This window comes from Paracoccus simplex, from assembly GCF_042648325.1.
Taxonomy (GTDB): Bacteria; Pseudomonadota; Alphaproteobacteria; order Rhodobacterales; family Rhodobacteraceae; genus Paracoccus; species Paracoccus simplex.
Genome location: NZ_JBHRXE010000004.1, coordinates 35,186 through 58,233, shown reverse-complemented (window position 1 = coordinate 58,233; position 23,048 = coordinate 35,186). Strand labels below are relative to the sequence as shown.

19 protein-coding genes are annotated in these 23,048 nt (G+C 69.5%); 5 read left to right on the top strand and 14 right to left on the bottom strand.

Going from position 1 to position 23,048, the window contains the following annotated elements; translation table 11 throughout:
* Positions 1–10: 10 nt before the first annotated feature.
* From ACFOMP_RS01330 to ACFOMP_RS01310, 5 genes are all read right to left on the bottom strand, one after another.
* Positions 11–1,780, bottom strand: a complete 1,770-nt coding sequence (locus ACFOMP_RS01330; RefSeq protein ID WP_379027609.1) for an acetyl/propionyl/methylcrotonyl-CoA carboxylase subunit alpha — start codon at positions 1,778–1,780, stop codon at positions 11–13.
* Positions 1,777–3,330, bottom strand: coding sequence for a 5-oxoprolinase subunit B/C family protein (locus ACFOMP_RS01325; protein WP_379027608.1), 1,554 nt, complete (start codon positions 3,328–3,330; stop codon positions 1,777–1,779). Before ACFOMP_RS01325 ends, ACFOMP_RS01330 begins: the two co-directional genes overlap by 4 nt.
* Positions 3,331–3,332: 2 nt before the next feature.
* Positions 3,333–4,124 carry a putative hydro-lyase gene (locus tag ACFOMP_RS01320; RefSeq protein ID WP_379027607.1) on the bottom strand — a complete coding sequence of 264 codons (792 nt, stop codon included), beginning with the start codon at positions 4,122–4,124 and terminating at the stop codon, positions 3,333–3,335.
* On the bottom strand, positions 4,121–4,894 hold the full coding sequence (locus tag ACFOMP_RS01315) for a LamB/YcsF family protein (protein WP_379027606.1): 774 nt from the start codon (positions 4,892–4,894) through the stop codon (positions 4,121–4,123). The genes ACFOMP_RS01320 and ACFOMP_RS01315 overlap by 4 nt, the downstream gene beginning before the upstream one ends.
* A 69-nt stretch (positions 4,895–4,963) precedes the next feature.
* Positions 4,964–6,199, bottom strand: a complete 1,236-nt coding sequence (locus tag ACFOMP_RS01310; RefSeq protein WP_289896258.1) for an NRAMP family divalent metal transporter — start codon at positions 6,197–6,199, stop codon at positions 4,964–4,966.
* Positions 6,200–6,501: 302 nt separating this feature from the next.
* On the opposite strand from ACFOMP_RS01310, the gene ACFOMP_RS01305 reads away from it, so the two are divergent.
* The 4 genes from ACFOMP_RS01305 (at position 6,502) to ACFOMP_RS01290 (ending at position 11,625) form a co-directional block, all read left to right on the top strand.
* Positions 6,502–7,182: a GntR family transcriptional regulator gene (locus ACFOMP_RS01305; RefSeq protein WP_289896259.1), complete on the top strand. Its 681-nt coding sequence runs from the start codon at positions 6,502–6,504 to the stop codon at positions 7,180–7,182.
* 104 nt (positions 7,183–7,286) lie between these two features.
* Positions 7,287–8,471 carry an HPP family protein gene (locus ACFOMP_RS01300; RefSeq protein ID WP_379027605.1) on the top strand — a complete coding sequence of 395 codons (1,185 nt, stop codon included), beginning with the start codon at positions 7,287–7,289 and terminating at the stop codon, positions 8,469–8,471.
* 97 nt (positions 8,472–8,568) lie between these two features.
* Positions 8,569–9,531, top strand: a complete 963-nt coding sequence (locus tag ACFOMP_RS01295; RefSeq protein WP_379027604.1) for a glycosyltransferase family 2 protein — start codon at positions 8,569–8,571, stop codon at positions 9,529–9,531.
* Between the two features lie 9 nt (positions 9,532–9,540).
* On the top strand, positions 9,541–11,625 hold the full coding sequence (locus ACFOMP_RS01290; protein WP_379027603.1) for an NAD-dependent epimerase/dehydratase family protein: 2,085 nt from the start codon (positions 9,541–9,543) through the stop codon (positions 11,623–11,625).
* On the opposite strand, the gene ACFOMP_RS01285 is transcribed toward ACFOMP_RS01290, so the two are convergent.
* The 3 genes from ACFOMP_RS01285 to ACFOMP_RS01275 all read right to left on the bottom strand — a co-directional run bounded on the left by ACFOMP_RS01285 (position 11,626) and on the right by ACFOMP_RS01275 (position 14,397).
* On the bottom strand, positions 11,626–12,138 hold the full coding sequence (locus ACFOMP_RS01285) for an AmiS/UreI family transporter (RefSeq protein ID WP_289896263.1): 513 nt from the start codon (positions 12,136–12,138) through the stop codon (positions 11,626–11,628).
* Between the two features lie 136 nt (positions 12,139–12,274).
* Positions 12,275–13,210 carry a hypothetical protein gene (locus ACFOMP_RS01280; RefSeq protein ID WP_289896264.1) on the bottom strand — a complete coding sequence of 312 codons (936 nt, stop codon included), beginning with the start codon at positions 13,208–13,210 and terminating at the stop codon, positions 12,275–12,277.
* Positions 13,211–13,299: 89 nt separating this feature from the next.
* Complete coding sequence (locus ACFOMP_RS01275) at positions 13,300–14,397, bottom strand: DUF475 domain-containing protein (protein ID WP_289896265.1); 1,098 nt, start codon at positions 14,395–14,397, stop codon at positions 13,300–13,302.
* A gap of 266 nt (positions 14,398–14,663) precedes the next feature.
* On the opposite strand from ACFOMP_RS01275, the gene ACFOMP_RS01270 reads away from it, so the two are divergent.
* Positions 14,664–15,680: a glycosyltransferase gene (locus tag ACFOMP_RS01270; protein WP_379027602.1), complete on the top strand. Its 1,017-nt coding sequence runs from the start codon at positions 14,664–14,666 to the stop codon at positions 15,678–15,680.
* Positions 15,681–15,693: 13 nt separating this feature from the next.
* Here ACFOMP_RS01270 and ACFOMP_RS01265 read toward each other — a convergent pair whose 3' ends face one another.
* Genes ACFOMP_RS01265 through ACFOMP_RS01240 form a run of 6 tightly spaced genes read right to left on the bottom strand, consistent with a single transcriptional unit; the run spans position 15,694 to position 23,005 of the window.
* The gene (locus ACFOMP_RS01265; RefSeq protein WP_379027601.1) at positions 15,694–16,581 is read right to left on the bottom strand and encodes an alpha/beta hydrolase fold domain-containing protein; all 888 of its coding nucleotides are present in this window, start codon (positions 16,579–16,581) and stop codon (positions 15,694–15,696) included.
* Entirely contained in the window at positions 16,578–18,194 is a 1,617-nt protein-coding gene (locus ACFOMP_RS01260) for an ABC transporter ATP-binding protein (RefSeq protein WP_379027600.1), read from the bottom strand. Before ACFOMP_RS01260 ends, ACFOMP_RS01265 begins: the two co-directional genes overlap by 4 nt.
* 3 nt (positions 18,195–18,197) lie before the next feature.
* Positions 18,198–19,016, bottom strand: coding sequence for an ABC transporter permease (locus ACFOMP_RS01255; RefSeq protein ID WP_379027599.1), 819 nt, complete (start codon positions 19,014–19,016; stop codon positions 18,198–18,200).
* A gap of 4 nt (positions 19,017–19,020) precedes the next feature.
* Positions 19,021–19,998, bottom strand: a complete 978-nt coding sequence (locus ACFOMP_RS01250) for an ABC transporter permease (RefSeq protein WP_379027598.1) — start codon at positions 19,996–19,998, stop codon at positions 19,021–19,023.
* On the bottom strand, positions 19,995–21,449 hold the full coding sequence (locus tag ACFOMP_RS01245; protein WP_379027597.1) for a carnitine 3-dehydrogenase: 1,455 nt from the start codon (positions 21,447–21,449) through the stop codon (positions 19,995–19,997). The genes ACFOMP_RS01250 and ACFOMP_RS01245 overlap by 4 nt, the downstream gene beginning before the upstream one ends.
* On the bottom strand, positions 21,446–23,005 hold the full coding sequence (locus ACFOMP_RS01240; protein WP_379027596.1) for an ABC transporter substrate-binding protein: 1,560 nt from the start codon (positions 23,003–23,005) through the stop codon (positions 21,446–21,448). Before ACFOMP_RS01240 ends, ACFOMP_RS01245 begins: the two co-directional genes overlap by 4 nt.
* Positions 23,006–23,048 lie beyond the last annotated feature (43 nt).

Here is a 23,048-nt window from a genome sequence, read left to right as displayed (position 1 = left end):
GCGGCGCGGGTCAGTTGATCCGCGCCAGGGCCGCGCCGAAGCCCAGCACATCGCCTTGCGCGACGATGCGGGCCAGCCTGCCCGGCCGGTGCGCCTCGATGCGGGTTTCCATCTTCATCGCCTCGATGACGGCGACGACCTGGCCCGCCTCGACCTCGGCGCCATCCTCGGCCTGCCACAATGTCAGCGTGCCGGGGACCGGGGCGGTCAGCAGCGCCTCGTCCGCCTCGGGCGCGGGTTGCGGGACGGCAGCGCCGCCCCCCGAGGGCAGCGCCGCAAGCAGGGTCGCGGGCAGGCCCAGCTCGTGCCGCTTGCCGTCGATCTCGATGGCAAGGCGCAAGAGCGGCGCCTGCGCGGCTGGCGCGACCCGGGCATGGGGCGCGACCGCCGCGGCCAGCGCCTCGGCGAAATCGGTCTCGATCCAGCGGGTATGGACGCGGAAATCCCCGTTCTCGGCGCGGAAATCCGGCTGGGCCAGCACGGCGCGGGCAAAGGGCAGGACCGAGGCCACGCCCGCGATGCGGAATTCGCGCAGTGCCCGTTCGGCGCGCTGCAAGGCTTCCTGCCGGGTGGCGCCGGTGACGATCAGCTTGGCCATCAGCGAATCGAAGCTGCCCGGCACCACCGAGCCCTGGGCCACGCCGCTATCCATGCGGATGCCCGGCCCCGAGGGCGCATCGAAGACCTCGACCGGCCCGGGAGTGGGGAGGAACCCCCGGGCCGGGTCTTCCGCATTGATGCGGAACTCGATGGCATGGCCGCGCGGTTCGGGCACCGTCTCGTCGGCCAGCCTTGCCCCTTGCGCCACGCGGATCATGCCGCGCACCAGGTCGATGCCGGTGGTTTCCTCGGTCACCGGATGCTCGACCTGCAGCCGCGTGTTCACTTCCAGAAACGAGATCGTGCCATTGGCCGAGAGCAGGTATTCCACCGTCCCAGCCCCCGAATAGCCGGCATGGGCGCAGATGGCGCGGGCGGAATCGTGGATGCGGGCGCGCTGTTCGTCGGTCAGGAAAGGGGCGGGCGCCTCCTCGACCAGCTTCTGGTTGCGGCGTTGCAGCGAACAGTCGCGGGTGCCGATCACCTTGACGGTGCCGTGCTTGTCGGCCAGCACCTGCGCCTCGACATGGCGCGGGCGGTCGAGGAACTGCTCGATGAAGCATTCGCCGCGGCCGAAGGCGGTCAGCGCCTCGCGGGTGGCGGATTCGAACAGCTCCTCGACCTCCTCCAGCCGCCAGGCGACCTTCATGCCGCGCCCGCCGCCGCCGAAAGCGGCCTTGATGGCGATGGGCAGACCGTGGTCCTTCGCGAAAGCCAGCGCCTCGGCGGCGCTTTCGACCGGACCGGGGGTGCCGGCGACCAGCGGCGCGCCCACGGCCTCGGCGATGCGGCGGGCCTCGATCTTGTCGCCAAGCGCCTCGATGACCTTAGGATCGGGGCCGATCCAGATCAGCCCGGCGTCCTGCACGGCCTGCGCGAAATCGGCGCGCTCGGACAGGAAGCCATAGCCCGGATGGACGGCATCGGCCCCGGCCGCCCGGGCGATGGCGATGATCTTGCCGGCATCCAGATAGGTTTCCGAGGGCTTGTCGCCCCCCAGCGCATGCGCCTGATCGGCCATGCGCACGAAGATCGCGTCGCGGTCGGCATCGGCATAGACGGCGACGCTTTCGATGCCCTCGTCGCGGCAGGCGCGGATCACGCGGACGGCGATCTCGCCCCGGTTGGCGATCAGCAGGCGACGGATCGGGCGGCTGGGGCCGGTGGCGAAAAGGGTCATGCGGGCCTCTCTGGCGTGATGGGGGCGAAATCGGCGCTGGCGGTAAAGCGGATGCGGGCGCCGGGCGGGATCTGCCCGGCCAGGTCCAGCGCCTCGGGGCGCAGGGTGGCGATGACCGGATAGCCGCCGGTCAGCGGATGGTCGGCCAGGAACAGCACCGGCTGGCCGGAATGCGGGATCTGGACGGCGCCGGTCTCGGTCCCTTCCGAGGGCAGCTCGGTCGCATCCGCGCGCGTCACCGCCTCGCCCTGCAGGCGGATGCCGACGCGCGAGCTTTGCGGCGTCACCAGCCATTCCTGCGTCAGGAAATGCTGGACCATCTCGGGCGTGAACCAGTCGGTGCGGGGCCCCAGCGTCACGGGCAGTTCCACCAGATCGCCGGGTTTCGGCAGCGCCGGTTCAGGCTCCGGCGCGGCCGCCGCGACGGCGGGACGGTGCGCGGCGGCCAGCACCGCGCCCGCCGCGACCGGATCGGGGCCGACATGGGCCAGCGTATCGGTGGCGGCCGAGCCCAGAACCGGCGCGACCCGGAAGCCGCCGCGCAGGGCAAGATAGCTGCGCATGCCCGCGCCGGGCGGGTCGATGGCGATCTCGTCGCCCGCATCCACCGCGAAAGCCGCGCCGCGCGGGATGGCATGGCCGGCGACGCTGGCCTGCGCCGCGCCGGTCAGGGCGAGGGTCATCGGCTGGTCGGCCCGCAGCCGCACCGGGCCCAGGGTGATCTCCAGCACCGGCGCGTCCGAAGGGTTGCCGGCGGCGCGATTGGCCCGGCGCGCCGCGCCCAGGTCCAGCGCCCCCGAGACCGAGACGCCCTGCCCGCCCTGCCCCGGCCGCCCCTCGTCCTGAAAGACGATGGGAAAGGCGGTGGCCAGCACGCGCAACCCGCTTTCGGGCTGCGGCTGCGGGATGGCGGCCGAGGGGCGAATGTCGGCCTTGCGCGCGACGAAGCGGCAGCGCATGCCGGGGCGCAGCAGCGCCGGCGGGTCGCGGGACAGGTCCCACATCGGCACCTCGGTGCGGCCGATCAGCTGCCAGCCGCCGGGGGTCTCTTGCGGATAGACGCCGCAGAAGCGCCCGGCCAGCGCCACCGACCCCGCCGGGATTCGGGTGCGCGGCGCCGGGCGGCGCGGCAGGTCGAAACGCACATCGTCGCAGGTCATATAGGCGAAACCGGGCGCGAAGCCGCAAAAGGCCACCTGCCAGGTGGTTTCCTGATGGGCGGCGATCACCTCGGCCTCGGTCAGGCCCATATGGGCGGCGACATCGGCCAGATCCTCGCCGTCATAGGTCACCGGCAGTTCGACGGTTTCGCTGGCGCGCGCATTGGGCGGGGTGCCGGGGGCGGGTTGACGGGCCAGAACCGCGTCGGCCAGCCAGCCGTCGGCGGCAGTGCCCGGCGCGGTGCGGATCATCAGCGTGCGCGCCGCCGGGACGATCTCGGAAACGCCCGGCACCGGATCGGCCAAGAGCGCGTCGAACAGCGCCAGCGTCTGGTCCAGATCGTCCAGTTCAGCCAGCAGGGTGCGGGGTCCGATAGGCAGAAACCGCATGGTCACACCTGCCAATGCGTGTCGGGCACGTCGGTGATGAACATGTAGCCCGGCGCATGGGTGATGGCGAAGGGCGGCTTCGAGGCCATCAGCGCCGCCTGCGGGGTCACGCCGCAGGCCCAGAACACCGGCACCTCGCCCGGCCGGATCTGCACCGGGTCGCCGAAATCCGGGCGCATGAGGTCGGCGATGCCCAGGGCCTCGGGCGCGCCGATATGGACCGGGGCGCCGTGGACCGCAGGCGTGCGGCCCGAGATCATCGCCGCCTCGGCCACCCGCCCGGCCGGGATCGGGCGCATGGACACCACCATCTTGCCGTGCAGCCGCCCCGCCGGCCGGCAGTCGCGGTCGGTCAGGAACATCGGCACGTTGCAGCCTTCGGCGATGTGGCGCATCTCGATCCCCGCCTGCTGCAGGGGCGTCTCGAAGGTGAAGGAGCAGCCGATCAGGAAGGTCACCAGATCGGGATGCTCGGCCCAGGCGGCGGTGGCGTCGGGGGTCTCCTCGGCCAGCACGCCATCGCGCCAGATGCGATAAAGCGGGATGTCGGTGCGCAGGTCGGCATCCGGCGCAAGCGCGCTACGATGGCTGCCGGGGTCGGTCACGTCCAGCACCGGGCAGGGTTTCGGGTTGCGTTGCGCGTAAAGCAGGAAATCCCAGGCCCAATCCTTGGGCAGCGAGATCATGTTGCACTGGGTGAAGCCCGGCGCCATGCCGGCGGTGGGGCGCGGAGCGCCTTCGCGGCAGGCCAGGCGGGCGGCGCGGGCCGATGCGGGATCGGGCAGCAGGGTCATGCCGCGCCCCCCGTGGCCGGGGCGATGGCGATGCCGCCCGCCAGCAGCGCCTCGCGGATGCGGGCGGCCATGGCGACGGCGCCGGGGCTGTCGCCATGCACGCAGATGCTGTCGGCCCGAAGCCGCAGGGTCGAGCCGTCGGCCGCCTCGATCTCGCCCTCGGTCGCCAGGCGCAGCATGCGGGCGGCGACGGCCTCGGGGTCGTGCAGCACCGCGCCGGCCTCGCGGCGCGAAACCAGTTGGCCGTCGGGACGATAGGCGCGGTCGGCGAAGGCCTCGGCGATGGTGGGCAGGCGGGCCTCGGCCGCTTGCCGCAGGATCTGCGTCCCGGCCAGGCCCATCATGGCCAGCGCGGGATCGACGGCCCTGATGCCCTCGATCACCGCCGCGCCCTGTTTCGGGTCCACGGCGATGGTGTTGTAAAGCGCGCCATGCGGCTTGACATAGCGGACGCGGGTGCCGGCGCTGGCGCAGATGCCTTGCAGCGCGCCGATCTGATAGATCACGTCCGCGACCAGCTCGGCATGGGTCACGTCCATCGGCCGACGGCCGAAGCCCACCCGGTCGGGATAGGAGACATGCGCGCCGACCGCCACGCCCCGCGCCGCCGCCTCGCGCACGGTGGCCAGGATGGTCAGCGGGTCGCCGGCATGAAAGCCGCAGGCGACATTGGCCGAGCTGACGATGCCCAGCATGGTGGCGTCGTCGCCCATCGTCCAGGCGCCATAGCCCTCGCCCAGGTCGCTGTTCAGGTCGATGTTGCGGGTCATGTGTTCCTCCGGGACGTTGGGGCGGGGATTGGGCGGCGGGCCCCGCGGGGGGCCTGCCGCGATCATGGCTCAGGCGCCCAGGAAGGCAAAGATCGGGCCGATGGAATTGATGCCCATGTACCAGGTCAGCGCACAGATCACGGCGCTGGCGATCAGCAGCGGCCGGTTGTAGACATGGCCGCCCATCAGGTCGGCCCGCGCGAAGCCGACATAGGTGAAGATGGTCAGACCGATGGGCAGGATCAGCCCGTTGAAGCCGCCGACGAAGACCAGGATGGCGGCCGGCGCCGTCCCCAGCGACAGATAGACAGCCAGCGAGATGGCGATGAAGATCACCGTCGCGATGTTGCGGTCCCGGTCGCCCATGGACCGGAAGGCGACCAGAAAGCTGACCGAGGTATAGGCCGCGCCGATGACCGAGGTGATGGCGGCGGCCCAGAAGATCAGGCCGAAGATCCGCATGCCCCATTCGCCCAGCACCACGGCAAAGGCCTGCGCGGCAGGGTTCGCGGCCTGGCCCGACAGGTCGAGCGTCACGCCCGAGGCGACAACGCCCAGGATGGCCAGGAACAGGATGAAGCGCATGACTCCGGTGACCGCGATCCCGGTCAGCGAGGCGCGGGTGACGGCGGCAAGATTGTGCTCTCCCACCAGCCCCTTGTCGAGCAGCCGATGCGCGCCGGAATAGGTGATGTAGCCGCCGACGGTGCCGCCGACGATGGTGGTGATGGTGGCGAAATCGACGATCTCGGGCAGCACCATCTGCCGCAGCGCATCCCCCACCGGCGGGTTCGAGACGAAGGCCACGACCAGCGTCATGGCGATCATCAGCAGCCCCAGCCCGATCAGCGCGCGGTCGAGCAGCAGCCCGGCCCGGCGCGACAGGAAGATGCCGATGGCCAGAGCGGCCGAAAACGCGCCGCCGATCTTGGGATCAAGCCCGAACATGGCGTTGAGGCCCAGCCCCGCGCCGGCGATGTTGCCGATGTTGAAGGCCAGCCCGCCGACCAGCACCAGCACCGCCAGCAGATAGCCGGCGCCGGGAATGGCGGCGTTGGCGGTGTCCGAGGCATTGCGCCGCGTCAGCGCGGTGATGCGCCAGATGTTGAGCTGCACCACGAAGTCGATGACGATCGAGGCCAGGATGGCAAAGGCGAATGCCGCGCCCAGCTTGGCGGTGAAGGTCGCGGTCTGGGTGATGAAGCCGGGTCCGATGGCCGAGGTCGCCATCAGGAAGATCGCCGCCATGAAACCACCGCGCGCGGCGGCCGTGGCGGCAGAGGGGGAGGTGACGGGTTCGGCCATCGATCTGCTCCTGCTGCAAGGGTGGGGTGCGTCTTGGGAATGGCTCGACTGTGAATACAACAAGACAATCCGTCAACGATAATTTGACAGAATTGCATGAATTGTTGAACAACATACCAGCAAAGAAGGGATAATCTGCTCGGATCATGGGCAATGTCGCGGCGGCCTGCGGGCTTTGCCGGCAGGACGGGCCCGTGCCAGGGGTCGGGAAAGCCGGCGAATCGGTGACGGCGCCTTGCCTGCCCCCGGCCTCTCGGCCAAGATCGCCCGACCCGACGCCCGCCCAGGAAGGAACAGCCGCAATGGCGGAAACCCGCGCCCGCGCCCCCAGCCCCGTCCCCAGCCCTGCTGCCGGCCTCGCCGAAGGCATTGCCGCCCGGCTGCGCGACCAGGTCACCGGCGGCGCGCTGGTGCCCGGCCAGCGCCTGTCCGAGGCGCGGCTGGCGGCCGAGCTGGACATTTCGCGCAACACCCTGCGCGAGGTGTTCCGCCTGCTCACGCGCGAGGGCATCCTGCGGCACGAGCCGAACCGCGGCGTTTTCGTCGCCGTGCCCTCGATGGCCTCGATCCTCGACATCTATCGGGTGCGGCGGCTGATCGAGGTGCCGGCGCTGGCGCAGGCCTGGCCCGGCCATGCCGCCACCGCGCGGATGCGCGCCGCCGTCGCCCGCGCCTCGGAATTGCAGCGCATCCCCGACTGGCGCGGCGTCGGCAGCGCCAACATGGAATTCCACGCCGCCATCGTGGCGCTGACCGACAGCCCGCGGCTGACGCAGTTCTTCACCCAGATCATCGCCGAACTGCGGCTGGCCTTCGGCCTGCTCGACAGCCCCGAGCTGCTGCACCGCCCCTATATCCCCCGCAATGCCGAGATTCTGGGCAAGCTGGAGGCCGGCGACCCGGCCGGCGCGGCCCGCATGCTCGAGGATTATCTGAACCAGTCCGAACGGGCCGTGCTGGAAGCCTTCGCCCGGCTGGGCTGAGCCCTTGGCCATCAGCCTTTCCGGGGACTTGCAACCTGTCCGTTCCTGCGACAATTAAGCGCATTGGAAGCCCGTTTTGCGGGCACGCGCGAAGGACAGACCAGATGACCAGACCGGCCGGCGCCGTGCTGCGCCAGATCACGCAGGCGCTTGGTCCGGCGATCGCGCCCGGCTCGCCGCGCGAGGCGCTGCGGGCCGGGATCGGCGCGCTGGTGGGGCTGGGCGTTTCGGGCCTGTTCCTGCTGTCGCCCTCGGCCGACCTGCGGCTGGGGCTGTATCTGATCGCACCCTTCGGCGCGACCTCGGTGCTGGTCTTCGCGGTGCCGAACAGCCCGCTGGCGCAGCCCTGGTCGGCGGTGGTCGGCAATACCATCGCCGCCACGGTCGGCGTGCTGGCTTGCCGGATGACCCCGAATTCGGCGCTTTGCGTGGCGCTGGCGGTCGCCATCACCATCGCGGCGATGATCCTGCTGCGTGCCGTGCATCCGCCGGCCGGCGCGGTCGCCATGACCGCGGCGCTGAACCCCGACGCGATCCGCGCGCTTGGCTTTCATTTCGTCCTGGCGCCGGTGCTGACCGGCACGCTGGCGCTGGTCGGCTTCGCGATGATCTATGCCCGGCTGACCGGACGCCGCTATCCCTTCCGCCAGTTCGACGAGCCTGGACCGCACGGCACCGCCGACCATCCGGCGATGGAACGGCTGGGCCTGTCCAAGGACGAGCTGACCGAGATCCTGCAGCGCTATCGCCAGTCGCTGAACCTCGGGGTCGAGGATCTGGCCCGGCTGATCGGCGCCGCCGAATTGCAGGCCGCCACCCACCGCACCGGGCCGCTGACCGCGGCGGACGTGATGTCGCGCGATCTGGTCACCGTCGGCCCGCAGTCCCGGCTGGCGCGGGTCGCCGACATCTTCCGCCGGCACGGTTTCACCTCGTTGCCGGTGGTCGAGAACGGCGACCAGTTTCTGGGCGTGATCTTCCAGCTGCACCTGATCCGCCGCGCCCGCGACGACGCCTTCCGCCATGACCGCCGCTTTTCCGTCGCCATGTCCGAGCTGCTGAACGCCAAGCCCGGCGCACCGACGCGCGCGCGCGAGATCATGCAGACCGATCCGCCGCATGTCGCGCCCGACACGCCCATCGGAGCGCTGCTGCCGATGCTGGCCTCGGGCGAATGCGACGCGGTGCCGGTGCTGGACGGGCCGCGCATCGTCGGCATCGTCACGCAGACCGACCTGCTATCGGCCCTGGCTCGGCAAAGCCTGCGGCAGGACCTGCCCACAGCCTGACCGCGCCCGGACATGCCGATAACGACAGGCTGCGCCGCATTGCAGAAAGTGCGGCCCCGGGGCTAGGCTCGCCCAACGGAACAACCCTGGGGGAATCATGACCCGTCCCACGCTCGGCGCCGTGGCGATCGGCCGCAACGAGGGCGAGCGGCTGAAAGCCTGCCTGCGCTCGCTGGTGCCGCTTTGCGCGCGGGTGGTCTACGTGGACAGCGGCTCGCGCGACGACAGCGTCGGTTTCGCCCGCAGTCTCGGCGTCACCGTGGTCGAGCTGGACACCTCGGTTCCCTTCACCGCCGCCCGCGCCCGCAATGCCGGATTCACCGCGCTGCTGGAGGGCGGCGCGCTGGATCTGGTGCAATTCGTCGACGGCGACTGCCGGGTCGAACCCGGCTGGCTGGAGGCCGGCACCGCCGCCATGCAGGCCGATCCCGGTCTGGGCCTCGTCACCGGCTGGCGGTCCGAGATCCATCCCACGGCCACGGTCTATAACCAGATGTGCGAGGTGGACTGGCACCGCCCCGCGGGGCCGATCACCGCCTGCGGCGGCGACATGATGGTGCGCGTCGCCGCTTTCGGCCAGATCGGCGGCTTCGACCCGGCGGTGATCGCCGCCGAGGATGACGAATTCTGCCTGCGCCTGGGCAAGGCCGGCTGGAAGCTGCTGCGCCTGCCGGTGCAGATGACCTGGCACGATGCCGACATGACCCGCTTTTCCCAATGGTGGCAGCGCACCATCCGCAACGGCCACGGCTTCGCGCAGGTGGGTCGCCTGCACCCGCCGCATTTCCGGCGCGAGCAGATGCGGGTCTGGCTCTATGGGCTGGCGCTGCCGTTGCTGTTCCTGCTCGGCCTGTTCGCCAGCCCGTGGATTTCCCTTGCCGTCACGGCGGTTTACACGCTCTCTTTCATCAAGACCCTCAAGGGCCTGAAGGGCCGGCCGATGGCGGGAAAACAGGCCGCGCTGCTGACGCTGGCCAAGATACCTAACCTTTTAGGAATGTTGACTTACAGCCGTCGCCGCCGCAATGGCGACGCCATGCGTATTATCGAGTATAAATAGGAGTTTGCCATGACCTCGGACCTGCGCGTCGGCATTGTCGGCGCCGGCTACATCGCCTCGTGGCATGCCGATGCGATCAAGGCCGCACCGGGCGCGCGGCTGGTCGCGGTCTGCGACCCCGCCCTTGACGCGGCCGAGGCGCTGGCTTCCAGCCATGGCGTCGCGGCCTTTGCCGATCTGGAGCAGATGATCGCCGCCGGCATCTGCGATGTCGTGCATATCCTGACGCCGCCGAACCTGCATCGCGACCTGGCGGTGACATGCCTGGGCGCCGGGCTGCATGTGCTGGTCGAGAAACCCGTCGCCCTCTCCGTCGCCGAGATCGACGAGATGGAGGCCGCGGCCCGGGCCGCCGGCCGGCAGCTCGGCGCCTGCCACAATTTCCTAGGCCTGCCCGGCTATGGCCGGCTCAAGCAGGCGGTGCAGGCCGGCGATCTGGGCCTGGTCTCGGCCGCGCAGATCAACTGGGCGCTGCCGCTGGTGCCCTTGCGCTCGGGGCCTTACGGGCTGTGGATGCTGCGGCAGACGCAGAACCTGCTGCTGGAGCTGGGCGCGCATCCCTTCTCGTTCGCGGTGGACCTGTTCGGCCCGCTGGAGGTCGAATATGTCAGCCTGGGCCAATGGATCACCCTGCCCGGCGGCGAGCAGCGGCCGCAAAGCTGGCGCATCCTCGCCCGCGCCGGCCAGGTGGACGTGACCATCGCCCTGTCGCTGGTCGAAACCTTCGACGACCGCTCGGTCAGCTTGCGCGGCTCCTCGGGCATGGCGCGGCTGGATTATGCGGCCGATGCGCTGGTGGTCACGCGCGACAATACCGCCGATCTGGTACTGAACCCGCTGATCAAGGAAATGGGCCGGGCGGGGGGGCATCTGCGCGAGGGAACGCGCAACGCCGTCCGCCAGGCCGCATCGCTGAACCAGAAAAGCCCCTATGGGCTGAGCTTTCGCGCCACCATCGCGGCCTTTTACGACGGCATCCGCGCCGGGCAACCCGACCCGCGCTTTGCGCCCGCCTCGGCCCGGGCGGTAATGCAGGGCATCGAGGATGCGCTGACCCGCCTGCCCGCCCTGCCCGCGGTCCCCGCCCGCCCCAGCGGCACGCCGCAGCCGCGGGTGATGGTGATCGGCGGCACCGGTTTCATCGGCCGCAACCTGACCCGGCGGCTGGTCGAGCGTGGCCATGACGTGCGCGTGCTGTCGCGCGGCCGCAACGGCCCCTTTCCCGACATCGCCGACCATGTCGAGACGCTGGGCGTGTCGCTGCGCGACGAGGACGGGCTGGCCCAGGCCATGCAGGGCATGGATTGCGTCTTCAACCTGGCGAAATCCACCGACAAGAGCTGGCAGGCGGCGCTGGAAAACGACGTGGCCACGACCGAGCGCATCGGCCGCGCCGCGATCCGCGCCGGCATCGGCCGGCTGGTCCATACCGGCACCATCGCCTCATACGACATGTCCGACCCGGCCCGCACCATCACCGAGGCCAGCGATTTCGGCCAGATGGACAGCCGCAACATCTATGCCCGGTCCAAGGCCGAGGGTGAAAAGCGGCTGCTCGCCCTGCAGGCGCAGGGGCTGCGGCTGGTCATCGCCCGACCCGGCATCGTGCTGGGCGACGGCGGACCGTTGCAGCATTGGGGCATCGGCCGTTGGCACGGCGCCGGGGCGGTCAGGCTTTGGGGCAACGGCCGCAACATCCTGCCTTTCGTGCTGGCCGACGACGTGTCGGACGGGCTGATCGCGATGATGGAGCGCGACGAGGCCATCGGCGAAGGTTTCAACCTGATCGGCGAGCCGATGTTTTCCGGCCGCGACTATCTCGAGGCCATCCACCGCCGCACCGGGGCACGGCTGAAGGTCAGCGGCTCGAACCTGACGGCGCTTTGGGCCGTCGATGCGGTCAAGCAGGGGCTGAAGCGCCACGCCCTGCGCCGCAAGGGGGCCGCGCCCGCCTCGCTGGCGGACTGGAAGTCGCGGGGGCATCTGTCGCCCTTCGACAACAGCAAACCCAAACGCCTACTGGGCTGGCTGCCCGAGGCCGGCCGCGACGCTTTCTGGCGCCGCGCCATCGACGAGGCGCATCTGTTCTGGTGATCAGATCAGCCCGTCCAGCAGCAGGAAACCCGGCAGCCAGCCGGTGAAGATCCCGGCCAGCAGCGTGACCCAGGCGGTCTGCCGCTGGATCGGGCGACCAAGCGCCAGCAGCAGGAAATACAGGAACCACAGCACGCCCCAGACGGCCCAGTTCGCCGCCAGCCAAAGCTCGGTCGCTGTTCCCGCTTCGGCCAGCGCGCGCAGGAACACCGGCACGGCCGTCACCGCGACGAACAGGCTGAACCAGCCCAGGCCGCGCCCATCCGCGCCGCTGAACCGGTTATAGGCGACCCAAAGATAGGTGGTGCAGAACAGCAGGCTCAGCGCGCCGTTACGGATGCTGGCGGGGCTGGCCCCGGCGCCGAAGGCATCGTGCAGCACCGCCGCGCCGGACACCAGCGCGGTGACGAGGTTGATGACGACGATCTCGCGATCGGCGATGCGGCCCATCAGCCAAAGGCCGTTCAGAAACAGCACGGCGCCGACATAGAACAGCACGAACCCGGTAAGCATTGGACCTCCTGCGCAAGCCTGGCCGCGCAGGGCGATTGCCCGGCGCGGTCACGCCTGCCAAGAGGCCAGAATCGCCGCCGGATCAACGACAATGTTTTCAATGATCCGTAAAAACAGCGTATGGGCTGCGGGCAGGTCAGAGCCCGGTCAGCGGTTCGGCGCTGACCACCTCCCAAACCAGCTCCTGCATGCGCCGCGCCAGTTCGGCCGAGGGCGCCACGGCCGGCTTGCCGTCGGCGCGCAGCAGTTCATGCGGCAGACCCACCGGACTTTTGCCGTAAAGCACCGCGTAATGCGTCAGCGCCACCAGATAGACGCCGAGGTCGCTCGGATGGATGGTGTCCAGCGAGCCGTCGGGATTGCGGGCGAACAGATCCTCGCGCGATTTCAGTTCGGCGATGCCGCCCTTGGCCTCGGCCTCGGCCACCAGCCGCGCCATGACCTGGCCGACCGGGATCAGCCAGACCGGCTTGCCGGCGGCGCGGGCGGCCGGCCAGAGCAGGTCCGGCTTCCACATCCTCTCCAGATCGTCGGGCAGGCGCGACAGCCAGTCCGGCTGATCGTCCAGCGCGTGCCAGCTTTCGTAAAGGAAGATCTGCGCCCCAGGATTGCCCGCCGCCGCCTCGGCCGCCCATTTCCCGGCATAGAGACGACTTTCCTTGTAAAGGATCGCGTCCTGCAACCGCACCATCTCGGTCATGACAAAGGCGTCGTAATCGCCGCTTGCCAGAGCCTCATGCGCCTCGCGGTGGCGGGGCGTGGCGTTTTCCTGGTCGAAGCCGTTGACTGCCTGGGGGCCCTGGAAATGCTCGCGCAGCGCGGTGCCCCAGCCCAGTTGCAGCGCATAGTCGTGCCCGGCCAGCTGCGCCAGCATCGCCGGCATGTCGCGCCCGACCAGGCTGTGGCCCAGGTGATAGACCTGCAGCGGCTGCCGGGGCAGCATGCGTTCCGCCTGATAGAGCGCCTGCACATCGGCGCCTGCATCCTGCGCGGCGCCGGCCTTTTGCACATGGCGCCAGTAGACCAGCGCCGCGACCGCGGCGACCACCAACAGGGCAAGCAGGTAACGCATAATCATCCTCGTTCAAACCACACGCCCAGAGATAGCAAAAAGGCCGCCGGCCCGAAAGGCGGCGGCCGTCTTCTGTCATGGGATGAGGCTTACGCCTCGACCGCGTGATTCTTGCGGTTCCAGCGGATCGAGGACCAGAACGATATGCCGATCAGCGTCGCGCCACCCAGGCCGGTGATGACCTCGGGAATATGCATCAGCGGCTGCACGAACATGATCACCGACAGCGCGATGATGGCATAGAAGGCGCCATGTTCCAGGAACCGGTATTCGGCCAGCGTGCCGCGCTCGACCAGCATGATGGTCATCGAACGCACATACATGGCGCCGATGCCCAGACCGATGGCGATGACGAACAGGTTGTGGGTCAGCGCGAAGGCGCCGATCACGCCGTCGAAGCTGAACGAGGCGTCCAGCACTTCGAGATAGAGGAAGGCACCGATGCCGCCCTTGGCCCCGGCCTGCAGCGTCTGCTGCGAGCTGTCGAGCAATCCGCCCAGCACCTCGACCAGCAGGAAGGTCAACAGGCCCCAGATCGCCGAGCTGAAGAAGACCTGCGATTCCGCCCCTTCCAGGAAGCGCGAGAAGATCAGCACCGTGACCAGCACCACCGCCACCTCGATGCCGCGGATGGTGGCATAGCGCTGCATGCGGTCTTCCAGCCACTTGACCCAGTGCACGTCCTTTTCGTGGTCGAAGAAGAAGCTCAGCCCCACCATCATCAGGAAGGTGCCGCCGAAGGCCGCGATCGGCAGATGCGCCTCGTGCATGATGCGCGAATATTCGTCGGGCTGGGTCGCTGCCAGCACCATCGCCTGCCACGGACCGATATTGGCGGCGATGACCACGATCAGCAGCGGGAAGACGATCCGCATGCCGAAGACGGCGATGATGATGCCCCAGGTCAGGAAGCGCCGCTGCCACTTGGGCGTCATGTCCTTGAGCTTGTTGGCGTTCACGATGGCGTTGTCGAAGCTCAGCGAGATCTCCAGCACCGCCAGCACGGCGCAGATGAAGAAGACCGAGAGCGTGCCGCCCAGGGTGCCGGTCGTCTGCCAGCCCAGCAGGCCGCCCAGGGCAAGACCAAGCACGGTGACGATGAAGGCCCAGGTGAAATAGTGCAGGGTCGAACGCCGGGCGCCATCGCCGAGACCACCTCCGGAAAGGGGACTGTTTCCTTGCGTCATGTGAATAATTGTTCCAGGCGGCTGGCCAAGTATCGATGCCGACATCACGAACGCGCCGCCACGTTCGCCAGAGGGGCCCGGCCATCAAACCGTGTTCACGATCCCCGTGAACGCCGGAAAGATGAAGAATGTCGCAGGAAATTGCAAGGGATTCGTGAAAGCCCGGCGTCTGGCCGCTTGTTCACGGGACCGCGATCCGCTAGTCAGGCGGCGCGCTGCCGTCCGGTCGGGGCCGCGGCCGGCGCATCCCTGAGCAGAGAACGGACATGCGCTCGAGCCAAGACCCGCAACAGTCGCTGCCCTTGCCCTGCCCCGCACCTGCCCGCCCGCGCATCGCCGCCCTGGTCGTGACCCATAACCGGCTGGACAAGCTGCGGGTGACTGTCGGCCGGCTGCTGGCCGAGGATATCGACCATGTGGTGGTGTTCGACAATGCCTCGGGCGACGGCACCCGCGAATATCTGGACATGATCGACGATCCCCGGCTGCTGGCGCTGCGCAGCCTGGAAAACCTGGGCGGAGCCGGCGGCTTCGCGCAGGGGATGCGGCACCTGGTGCAGGCGCTGGACCCGGACTGGCTCGTGGTCATGGACGATGACGGCCGGCCCTTTCCCGGCACCATCGCGCAGTTCCGCGCGCTGGACCTGACCGGCTGGGACGCGCTGGGGGCGGCGGTGCTGACCCCCTCGGGCGAGGTCTGCGAGATGAACCGGCCCTATCGCAACCCGTTCTGGCGCTTGCCGGAATTCCTGCGCACCCTGGCCGGCGCCGGCCGGCGCGGCTTTCACCTGGGCGATGCGACCTATGCCGGCCAGGCCGATCCCATCGAGATCGACATGACCTCCTTTGTCGGTCTGTTCCTGTCGCGCGCCAGCATCGCCCGCGCCGGCTATCCCGACGAACGGCTGTTCATCTATGGCGACGACCAGATCTACACCCTCGAGATGCGGCGCAAGGGGCTGCGCATCGGCTTCCTGCCCGAGATCCGGTTCGAGCACGACACCGTCTCGATCCAGCCCGGCGGGCATCTGGTGCTGCGGCCGATGTGGAAGGTCTATTACATGTATCGCAATGCGCTGCTGGCCTATCGCGTCGCGGCCGGGCCGTGGTTCTGGCCGCTGCTGCCGGTTCTGGCGCTGCGCTGGCGCGGCAAGGCACGGCATTACGGCCCGGATGCGGCGCGTTTCCGCAAGATCCTGCGCCGCGCCGCCCGCGACGGCCTGCGCCGCCGGCTCGACCGCCCGCATGCCGAGATCGTCGCCATGTCGGAACAGCGCGACTAGGCCCGGTCCTTGACTAGGCCCGGTCCGCGAAGCGCCGGATCGCGACCAGGATCGCCTGGAAGCTGCGCCGCGCCCGGTCGCTGTGGCGGCGGGCCCGCAGATAGCCATGCGGCAGTTCGGGCTCGTTGCGCCAATGCGCCGCGACGCCCTCGGCCCGCAGCCGCCGCGCATAGTCGCGCCCGTCGTCGCGCAGCGGATCGATATCGGCGGTGACGACGAAGGCCGGCGCCAGCCCGGCCAGGCTTGCGGCCAGCAAGGGACGCGCCAGCGGATCGGCCGGTCCCTCGCCCGCTCCCTCGCCGTGCAGCGCGGCGTGATAGCCGGCCAGGTCCTCGGTCCGCAGCAAGGGCGCCTCGGCATTCTCGCGATAAGAGGGCGCGCTGCCGTCGCCGCCGAGGCCGGGATAGACCAGCACCTGACCCAAGGGCTGCCGCGTGCCGCGCCGCGACAGGCAAAGCGCCGCCGCCAGAAGCCCGCCGGCGCTGTCGCCCACGATCACCGCCGGGCGGGCCAGCGCGTCCCAGACCGCCTGCACATCCGCGATCTGCGCCGGCCAGCGATGCTCGGGCGCCAGCCGGTAATCGACCGCGACCACCTGCAGGTCGGTGGCATCGGCGATCTCGGCGCAGACATCGTCGTGGCTGTCCAGCCCGCCGACCACGAAACCGCCGCCATGCACATAGACCACGGCGACCGGGGTTTCCGGGCCGTAGATGCGGCAGGGCACGCCGCCGATGCGGCGATCCCGAACCGGCAGGCCGGGCGGGCGCGAGGCCCGGAAGACGGCGCACATCGCATCGTAGAAGCGCCGGTTGTCGGCAGCGCTGGCGCCATTCGCCTCGGGCGGATAAGCGGCCTCGGTCCGGGCGATGAAATCCAGCACCTGCGGGTCGCGGATCATGCCGCGCCCCCGGCGATGCGGCCCTCGGCGATGCGGCGCGTCAGCCAGTCCGGGTCCATCTGCGGCACCGAAGCCAGCAATTCGCGGGTATAGGCATGGCGCGGCGGGTCCAGCACCTCGGACCTCAAGCCCTTGTCCATGACCCGGCCGCCTTTCATCACCACCACCTCGTCGGCGATGGCGCGGACGGTGGCGATGTCATGGGTGATGACCATGTAGCTGACGCCGGTTGCGTCCTGCACCTTGCTGAGCAGCCGCAGGATGCCCTCGGCCACCAATTGGTCCAGCGCGCTGGTCACCTCGTCGCAGATGATGAATTCGGGATCGGCGGCCAGCGCCCGGGCGATGCCGATGCGCTGCTTCTGCCCGCCCGACAGCTCGCCCGGCAGGCGGTCAAGGAAGCGCGCCGGCTCCAGCTCGATCTGCTCCAACAGCTCGTTGAGCCGCGTCTCGCGCGCGCGGCCGGTCAGGCCCAGGTAGAACTGCAAGGGCCGCGACAGGATCTGCCGGATGGTCTGGCGCGGGTTCAGCGCCGTGTCGGCCATCTGATAGATCATCTGCACCGCCCGCTTCTGTTCCAGCGTGCGCTGCGCCAGGCGCGGCGGCAGCGGCGTGCCGTTCAGCGCGATGCTGCCCGCGCGCGGCGGCAAAAGCCCGGTGATCGCCCGCGCCGTGGTGGACTTGCCCGAACCGGATTCGCCCACCACCGCCACGGTGGCGCCGCGCGGGATGTCGAAGCTGACCGCGCCAAGCACGTCCAGCGACGAATAGCCCGCCGTCACTTCGCGGATGCTGATCGTCGGTGCGCTGGCCCGCGGCAGGGCGCGCGGCGGCCGGCGGAACTCGCGCACCGCCCAAAGCGAGCGGGTGTAATCCTGCGCCGGCGCCTCGATCATCCGGCGGGTCGGCGCATCCTCGACCTCGCGGCCATGACGCATGACCTTGATGCGGTCGGCCATCTGCGCGACTACGGCCAGGTCATGGGTGATGTAGATCGCCGCCGTGCCGGTGGTCTCGACCGCCTGCCGGATCGCCGCCAGCACGCCGATCTGCGTGGTCACGTCCAGCGCCGTCGTCGGCTCGTCGAAGACGATCAGGTCGGGCTTGCAGGCCATGGCCATGGCGACCATGGCCCGCTGCAACTGCCCGCCCGAGACCTGATGCGGAAAGCGCAGGCCGAAATTCTTCGGGTCGGGCAGGTGCATGGCGGCGTAAAGCTGGCGCGCAAAGACCTCGGATTCGACGCGGCCGGCGGTGTGGTGGATCGCCGGCCCCTCGCAGAACTGGTCCAGAAGCCGCCATGCCGGATTGAAGCTCGCCGCCGCCGATTGCGCGACATAGGCGACGCGGCGGCCGCGAAAAGCGCGGCGCCGGTGCTCGGGCAGTTGCAGCAGGTCGGTGCCGTCGAAGATCACCCGGCCGCCGGCGAAACGCAGACCGCCCTGGGCGAAACCCAGCGCCGCAAGACCCAGCGTGGACTTCCCGGCCCCGGATTCGCCGATCAGCCCGACGACCTCGCCCCGGGCGACCTGCAAATCCACGCCATGCAGGATCGGGGTCCAGCCTTCTTCGCCCCGCGCCTCGACCTTCAGCTTCTCGATGTTCAGCAACATGGTTCAGTCCTTCAGACCCGAGGCGCGGTGCAGCATCCAGTCCACCACGAAATTGACCGAGACCGTCAGCACCGCGATGCAGGCGGCGGGCAAAAGCGGGGTGGTGTCGCCAAAGGTGATCAGCGCCGCATTGTCGCGCACCATCGCCCCCCAGTCGGCCATCGGCGGCGGCAGGCCGAGCCCCAGGAAGCTGAGCGCCGAGATGGTCAGGAATACGAAGCAGAAGCGCAGCCCGAATTCCGCGATCAAGGGCGCCGAGATGTTCGGCAGCACCTCGCGGCTGATGATCCACCAAGTGCCCTCGCCGCGCAGCTGCGCTGCCTCGACATAATCCATCACCATGACGTTCATCGCCGTGGCGCGGGCCAGGCGGAAGACGCGGGTGGAATCGAGGATCGCCACCACGACGACCAGATTCGCCACCCCCGGCCCCAGCGCCGACAGCGCCAGCAGCGTCAGGATCAGCGCCGGCACCGCCATCAGCACATCGACCAACCGCGACAGCGCCAGATCGACCCAGCCGCCAAGCGCCGCCGCCAGCAGCCCGGCAATGGCGCCGATGCCGAAGGCCAGCGCCGTGGTGGCCAGCGCCACGCCCACGGTATTGCGCGCGCCCCAGATCAGCCGCGACAGCATGTCCCGGCCCAGCGTGTCGGTGCCAAGGGGATAGGCGGCGCTCCACGGCTCGAACTGGGCGCCGACGATCTGCGCCTCGCCATGCGGGGCCAGCAGCGGCGCGAACAGCGCGATCACCGCATAGGCGGCGATGACCAGAACCCCCAGCATCGCGGTCGGCGGCATGGTTTTCAGCATCCGGATCATGGGCTTACCTCGGATGCAGCAGGCGCGGGTTCGTGGCGATCGCCAGAACGTCGGCCAGCAGGTTCAGCAGGATATAGACCGCGGCGAAGATCAGCGCGCAGGCCTGCACCACCGGAATGTCGCGGTTGGTGACGCTGTCCACCATCAACTGGCCAAGGCCGGGATAGACGAAGACCACCTCGACGATGACCACGCCGGTGATCAGCCAGGCCACGTTCAGCGCCACCACGTTGACGATGGGCGCCAAGGCGTTCGGCAGGGCGTGGCGGGTGACCACGCGCCAGCGCGACACGCCTTTCAGCCGCGCCATGGTGACATAGGACGCGCCCAGCACGTTGACCACCGCCGCCCGCGTCATCCGCATCATATGGGCGGTCACCACCAGCACCAGGGTGATCGCCGGCAGGAAGGCGCGGCCCAGCATCTCGGCCAGCCGCGGCGAGGCGCCGGGATCGGCGATCGAGGGGAACCAGCCCATCCTGACCGACAGCCAGAACATCAGGATATAGGCGATGAAGAACTCAGGGAAGGAAATCGCCGACAGCGTCGCCACATTGGCGATGCGGTCGAACCAGCTGCCGCGCCAGAGCGCGGCGAGCAGCCCCAGCCCCACCGCCAGCGGCACCGCGATCACCGCCGCATAGGCCGCCAGAAACAGGGTATTGCCCAGCCGCGCGGCCAGCAGCTCCGCCACCGGCCGGCCATTGGCCAGCGAGCGGCCGAAATCGCCCGACAGAACCCCGCCGACCCAGTCGAGATAGCGCCAGGCCAGCGGCTGATCGAGCCCAAGCTCGCGCCGGAAGGCGGCGACGGTCTCGGGCGTGGCGGACTGGCCCAGCACCTGCTGGGCGATATCGCCGGGCAGCAGGCTGACGGCCAGAAAGATCAGCACCGAGATGACGAACAGCGTGAAGACCCCGATGCCCAGCCGGCCCGCGATCATCCGCAGGATGGGCCGCCGCCGGGCATCCGGGGCGTTCATGCGGTGGCCTCCCTTTGGCGGATCGGGCGGATGCCGGCGCCGGCATGGTCGGGATGCGGCGCGCGGTCCTGCGCCGCCACCCGCTCCAGCGCCTGCAGCAGCGCCGGCGGCATCGGCATGGCGCGCCCCGCGCCGGTATCGACATGCAGCAGCATATGCTCGCCGGTCGCGGCCTCGCTGCCATCCGCGCGCAGGATGGCGTGATGCAGGCGAAAGCGCTTGGCGTCATGGCCCAGCAGCCGGGTCTCGACGGTCAGAAGCTCGCCCGCCTTCACCTCGGCCAGATGGCGGATATGGGTCTCGACCGTATAGGCCGAGCGGCCCTGCGCCCGGTAATCGGCATCCAGCCCGATATGGATCAGGAAGGCGTCGGTCGCGTCGCCCAGCACCTGCAGATAGCGGAACTCGGTCATGTGGCCGTTGTAATCGACCCAGCCGCCGCTGACGCGGGCCTGATGGAGGCGCAGCGGATAGCCTTCGGCCCGCGCGGGCTCGCGGGCATAGAAGCCGTCCTCCTGCGCGCGCACGGTCTGGCCGACGCCCCAGTCGTTGGCCTTGAGTGCCTGGAAGATGCCGACCAGGTTGTCGTCGCGGATCCGCTCCAGCGCGCGGATCGAATGCCGGCCCGACTGCGCGTCGGACTGGGCGGCGATGCGGTCGATCAGTGCCTCGTCCAGGTCGGGCACATCCATCAGCTTGGTCCAGGGCCATTTCAGCGCCGGGCCGAACTGGCCCAGGAAATGCCGCATCCCGGCCTCGCCGCCGGCGATGCGATAGGTCTCGAACAGACCCATCTGCGCCCAACGCAGGCCGAAGCCGAAGCGGATGATGTCGTCGATCTCCTCGGTGGTGGCGATGCCGTCATGCACCAGCCACAGCGCCTCGCGCCAGACGGCCTCCAACAGGCGGTCGCCGATATGGGCGTCGATCTCGCGCGCGATCCGGACCGGTTTCATGCCGATTCCGGTCAGGATCTCGCAGGCGCGCTCGGCCGCCGCGCCGCCGCCCACCACCTCGACCACCGGCAGAAGGTAGACCGGGTTGAACGGATGGGCGACGAGGATGCGGCCGGGATGCCGCGCGCCCTGCCGCAACTCGGAGGGCTTGAAGCCCGAGGTCGAGGAGCCGATCAGCGCCGTCCCGGGCGCGGCGGCCTCGATCTCGGCGATGATGCGGTGCTTCAGCTCCAGCCGCTCGGGCACGCTTTCCTGGATGTAGTCGGCGTCCCGGACCGCCTCGTCGACCGAGCCGGCCCAGAGGATGCGGCCCGGCCGGGGCAGCGGCGCCTGGAACAGCCTTTCCCAGGCGCGGGTCGCGTTCGCCAGCACCTCGCCGACGATGCGCTGCGCCTCGGGATGCGGGTCGAAAACCGCCACGTCATGCCCCGAGAGGAGGAAGCGGGCGATCCAGCCGCCGCCGATGACCCCGCCGCCGATTGCCGCGATCCTCATGCCCGCCACCACCGTTCCACGATCTTCCAGCCGTCGAGGAAGCGGTTCGACGCCACCTCGCCATGCGCCACCTTGTCATTGGCCACGTCGATATAGTTCACGAAGATCGGGATGATGGTGCCGCCGTCCTCGGAGACCAGCCCCTGCATCTCGCGATACATCTCGGCGCGCAGGCTGTCGTCCAGCTCGGCCCGCGCCTTGAGCAGCAAGTCGTTGAAGCGTTCGTTGTCCCAGTGGCTCTCGTTCCACTCGGCACCCCGGGCATAGACCAGGCTGAACATGTCGTCCTCGGTCGGGCGGCCGTTCCAGTAGCTGACGCAGAAGGGTTTCTTCAGCCAGACGTTGGACCAGTAGCCGTCGTCCGGCTCGCGCTTGACGGTCAGGTCGATGCCGGCCGCCTTGGCCGATTGCTGGAACAGCTGCACCATGTCGAGCGCCCCGACCGAGGCCGCGTCCGAGGCGGAAATCTCGACCTTCAGCCCCTCCATGCCGGCCTGCTTCAGGTAGTGCCTCGCCTTGTCCGGGTCATAGGCGCGCTGCGGCAGGTCGGCGGCATAGAAGCGGTTCGCCGGCGCGATCGGGCTGTCATTGGCGATCTGGCCATGGCCGCGCAGCACCTTGTCCAGCACCTCCTGCCGGTCGATGGCGTATTTCAGCGCCAGCCGCAGGTTCGGATCGGTGAAGGGCGCCTGGTCGCAGAACATCGGCATGGTGTAATGCGCGGTTCCCGTCACCTCGACCAGTTGCAGGCCCGGACGGCGCTGCAACAGGTGCAGCGTGGCCAGGTCGGGCGAGTTGATGACATCGACCTCGCCGGTCATCAGCGCATTCTGCCGGGCGGTGGCGTCGTTGATGGTCAGCAGCACCGCCTCGTCGAACCAGGCGCGGTCGGGTTTCCAGTAATCGTCGCGGCGCTTCAGGGTGATGCGCACGCCCGGCTCGAAATTCTCCAGCACATAGCCGCCGGTGCCCAGGCCCGATTGCCAGTCCAGCGTGCCGTCCTCGTTCGCCGGCATGATGACGAAGTGATAATCCGAGGTCAGATAGGCGAAATCGGCATTGCCCGAGCTTAGTTCGAAGACCACGACATTGTCGCCATCGGCGCGGATCTCCTTGACCTGCTCCAGCGAGCCCTTGGCGCCGGACTTGGTATCGGCGCCGCGATGGTGGTCGAAGGAGGCGATCACGTCCCTGGCCATGACCTTTCGCCCGTCCGAGAAGGTGACGCCGTCCTTCAGCCGGAAGGTCCAGACCCGGGCCTCGGCATCGGGCTCGAACTCGGCCAGCTCGGGCACGGCCCGACCCTTGGCGTCGATCTCGACCAGGTTGTTGCAGACCGCCAGCATCGCCGTCACCACCGGCCCGGCGGCATAGGTCGCCGGGTCCAGCGTGTCCGAGGTCGCGCCGCCCAGATGGCCGATGCGCAGCCGGCCGCCGCGCGTCGCCTCCTGCGCCCGCGCGCCGCGCGGCAGGATCAGCCCTGCCGCCGTCATGCCCGCCGCGCCGGCCAGCAAGCCCCGCCTTGTCAGCCCCCGCCTCGTCAGATTGATACTCATGATGGACCCCTGTCTTGCGTTATGGATTGGTTCGGCCTGCGGC

Bases quoted from the DNA above. Each gene is read 5' to 3' on its own strand.
- ACFOMP_RS01300 (WP_379027605.1), top strand. From the start codon at position 7,287: ATGACCAGACCGGCCGGCGCCGTGCTGCGCCAGATCACGCAGGCGCTT.
- ACFOMP_RS01275 (WP_289896265.1), bottom strand. From the start codon at position 14,397: ATGACGCAAGGAAACAGTCCCCTTTCCGGAGGTGGTCTCGGCGATGGC.
- ACFOMP_RS01270 (WP_379027602.1), top strand. From the start codon at position 14,664: ATGCGCTCGAGCCAAGACCCGCAACAGTCGCTGCCCTTGCCCTGCCCC.
- ACFOMP_RS01245 (WP_379027597.1), bottom strand. From the start codon at position 21,449: ATGAGGATCGCGGCAATCGGCGGCGGGGTCATCGGCGGCGGCTGGATC.
- ACFOMP_RS01305 (WP_289896259.1), top strand. From the start codon at position 6,502: ATGGCGGAAACCCGCGCCCGCGCCCCCAGCCCCGTCCCCAGCCCTGCT.
- ACFOMP_RS01285 (WP_289896263.1), bottom strand. From the start codon at position 12,138: ATGCTTACCGGGTTCGTGCTGTTCTATGTCGGCGCCGTGCTGTTTCTG.
- ACFOMP_RS01250 (WP_379027598.1), bottom strand. From the start codon at position 19,998: ATGAACGCCCCGGATGCCCGGCGGCGGCCCATCCTGCGGATGATCGCG.
- ACFOMP_RS01290 (WP_379027603.1), top strand. From the start codon at position 9,541: ATGACCTCGGACCTGCGCGTCGGCATTGTCGGCGCCGGCTACATCGCC.
- ACFOMP_RS01315 (WP_379027606.1), bottom strand. From the start codon at position 4,894: ATGACCCGCAACATCGACCTGAACAGCGACCTGGGCGAGGGCTATGGC.
- ACFOMP_RS01240 (WP_379027596.1), bottom strand. From the start codon at position 23,005: ATGAGTATCAATCTGACGAGGCGGGGGCTGACAAGGCGGGGCTTGCTG.
- ACFOMP_RS01310 (WP_289896258.1), bottom strand. From the start codon at position 6,199: ATGGCCGAACCCGTCACCTCCCCCTCTGCCGCCACGGCCGCCGCGCGC.
- ACFOMP_RS01325 (WP_379027608.1), bottom strand. From the start codon at position 3,330: ATGCGGTTTCTGCCTATCGGACCCCGCACCCTGCTGGCTGAACTGGAC.
- ACFOMP_RS01255 (WP_379027599.1), bottom strand. From the start codon at position 19,016: ATGATCCGGATGCTGAAAACCATGCCGCCGACCGCGATGCTGGGGGTT.
- ACFOMP_RS01280 (WP_289896264.1), bottom strand. From the start codon at position 13,210: ATGCGTTACCTGCTTGCCCTGTTGGTGGTCGCCGCGGTCGCGGCGCTG.
- ACFOMP_RS01260 (WP_379027600.1), bottom strand. From the start codon at position 18,194: ATGTTGCTGAACATCGAGAAGCTGAAGGTCGAGGCGCGGGGCGAAGAA.
- ACFOMP_RS01320 (WP_379027607.1), bottom strand. From the start codon at position 4,124: ATGACCCTGCTGCCCGATCCCGCATCGGCCCGCGCCGCCCGCCTGGCC.
- ACFOMP_RS01330 (WP_379027609.1), bottom strand. From the start codon at position 1,780: ATGACCCTTTTCGCCACCGGCCCCAGCCGCCCGATCCGTCGCCTGCTG.
- ACFOMP_RS01265 (WP_379027601.1), bottom strand. From the start codon at position 16,581: ATGATCCGCGACCCGCAGGTGCTGGATTTCATCGCCCGGACCGAGGCC.
- ACFOMP_RS01295 (WP_379027604.1), top strand. From the start codon at position 8,569: ATGACCCGTCCCACGCTCGGCGCCGTGGCGATCGGCCGCAACGAGGGC.